Origin of the sequence: Kocuria sp. CCUG 69068 (assembly GCF_020833785.1) — a bacterium.
Classification (GTDB): domain Bacteria; phylum Actinomycetota; class Actinomycetes; order Actinomycetales; family Micrococcaceae; genus Kocuria; species Kocuria rosea.
In genome coordinates this window covers 1-2516 of the sequence record NZ_PDDL01000207.1, presented here as the reverse complement: position 1 = coordinate 2516, position 2516 = coordinate 1, and the positions used below count along the sequence as shown (strand labels likewise).

1 protein-coding gene and 1 pseudogene are annotated in these 2516 nt (G+C 66.9%); both read left to right on the top strand.

The window, feature by feature from the left end; translation table 11 throughout:
* Window positions 1-165 precede the first annotated feature (165 nt).
* A complete protein-coding gene (locus CRM73_RS18875) occupies window positions 166-1329 on the top strand; it encodes an IS701 family transposase (protein WP_229588757.1) in 1164 nt (387 codons plus the stop codon).
* Window positions 1330-1562: 233 nt separating this feature from the next.
* Window positions 1563-2351: pseudogene (locus tag CRM73_RS18870) on the top strand (IS5 family transposase); the annotation flags it as partial.
* Window positions 2352-2516 lie beyond the last annotated feature (165 nt).

Here is a 2516-nt window from a genome sequence, read left to right as displayed (position 1 = left end):
CTCTTCCGGCTCGTCACCGGGTGTCGGTGGGCTCACGTCCACCAGTGTCTCGATGTTCTCGCTCATGTCGACCCTCCAACCCCGAACGGGGTGATTGGGCCTCTTACACCGTTACTGCGATAGTCCCACGGGGTCAGTTTTCACGTGCCGCCGACAGACGTGGCGGTGGCCGAGGTTCGGCAGTGGGCCGAGGGTCTGGAGGAAGTTGCGGAGCTGATCGGTGGCCGGTTCGCAAGGGCCGAACCCCGGGCCAACGCGATGGCCTACCTGCAGGGATTGCTCTCAGGGGTAGCGCGGAAGAACTCGTGGACGATCTCGGAGCAAGCTGGCCAGAAGACCCCGGATGCGATGCAGCGGCTGCTCTCGACCACGGACTGGAACCCGGACGCGCTACGCGATGACCTTCGGGCCTACGTGGTGTCCTATCTCGGGGACTCGGGCGGGGTGTTGGTGGTGGACGAGACCGGGTTCCTCAAGAAAGGAACCCGCTCTGCCGGGGTCGCCCGGCAGTACTCGGGCACCGCGGGAAGGATCGAGAACTGCCAGGTCGGGGTGTTCCTCACCTACGCCACCGGGCACGGGCGGACGTTCCTGGACCGGGAGTTGTATCTGCCCAAGGCCTGGACCGAGGACTCCGACCGTTGCGCTGCCGCGGGCATCCTGGAGGAACGGGGCTTCGCCACCAAGCCGGAACTGGCCGCGACCATGCTGGAACGGGCCGTGGCCGCCCACGTACCGGCCACATGGGTGACCGCCGATACCGTCTACGGCCAGGCCTGGGCCTTCCGCCGGGCCGTGGAGGAGACCGGGCTGCACTACGTGCTGGGCGTGCCGGCCAGTCAGGCCGTGTGGCCGAAGGCCGGGCCCCTGGCCTGGCACCAGGTGCGGGCCAAGGCGCTGATCGCGTCCTTGCCGACTCAGGCTTGGCGGATGCGCGCGGCCGGGGACGGCGCCAAGGGGCAGCGCCGCTACGGATGGGCCCGGGTACGGGTCAACGGGATGCTCGACCCGGTCGGTGAGTACTGGCTGCTGGCCCGCCGATCTCTCACGGATCCCACTGAGATCGCCTACTACCTGTGCTTCGCCCCGCCCAGGGTGAGCCTGGCCGAACTGGCCCGGATCGCCGGGACCCGGTGGTCGATCGAGGAGACCTTCCAGACCGCCAAGGGTCAAACCGGACTCGATCAGTACCAGGTGCGCCAGTACACCGGGTGGTACCGGCACATCACCTTAGCGATGCTCGCCCACGCCTTCCTCACCGTCACCCGCGCCCGGGCGGCGGCAAAAAGGGGGGCCACCCCGTCGGCGACAATCAGCTCATCGCCTTGAGCCTGCCCGAGATCCGGCACCTGCTCGTCCTGCTGATCTGGGCCGCACCACCAGAGCCACAGATCGTCCTAAACCGTTCCCACTGGCGCCGCAAACACCAGCACCGCGCCAGAGAACACCACTACAGAGCCCACGGCCATGCCCTACAAGCGCGACTGTAGTATTAGTAAGTGTTGGGAAAGCGTGATGCGCTTCCGCGTGACTGCCGGGACGCGGGAGCGGATCGTGGTGGCATGGCGTCTTCTTCCCTGCGCCCGTATCCCTCGGATCTGACCGATGAGCAGTGGGCGCTGATCGAACCGATGGTGCCGGTCAAACCCGGCGGTCGTCCTGCCAAGCACCCGCGTCGGCGGATCGTGGAGGCGATCTTGTACGTGGATCGGACAGGGTGTTCTTGGCGGTCTCTGCCCCACGACTTCCCGCCGTGGGACACCGTCTACTGGTACTTCAAACGGTGGAACGCCGAGGGCACCACTGACCGGATCCACGACGCGCTGCGTGATGCGATCCGAGATGCTGCCGGGCGGGACCCAATGGCCAGCGCCGGGATCGTGGATTCGCAGTCGGTGAAGGGCGCCGACACCGTCGGGGCCGCCTCCCGCGGATATGACGTGGGCAAAAAGATCAACGGCCGCAAACGGCACATCATCACCGACACCCTCGGGCTGCTGATCGTCGTTGCGGTCACCACCGCTGGGCTGCAGGACCGCGACGGTGGGCGCTTGGTGTTGGACCGGGCGAAGATGAAGATGCCCTCGATCGTGCTGGTCTGGGCCGATGGGGGCTACGCCGGCAAGCTGATCGTCTTCGCCCAGTACTACCTGCACGTCCTCGTCGAGATCGTCCGCAAGCCGCCAGGTCAGCGCACTTTCGAGGTGTTGCCGCGGCGCTGGGTCATCGAGCGCACCCTGTCCTGGCTGATGCGCACCCGCCGCCTGGCCCGGGACTACGAACGCCTGCCCGAACACTCCGAGGCCTTCGTCAAATGGTCCATGATCGGGCTGATGACCCGCCGTCTCGCTCCCGCACCAGGCCGACGCCCATGGCAACATAACACCACTGTCAACGGTCAGCGGGACCTCCCGGTGGGCGGTCAGGTGATCTCCCCGTCGGCGGACAGCTGATCTCCCTGTCCGCGGTCAGTTGATCTCCCTCTGGCGATGTCAGGTCAGTGGGACCACCCCTCG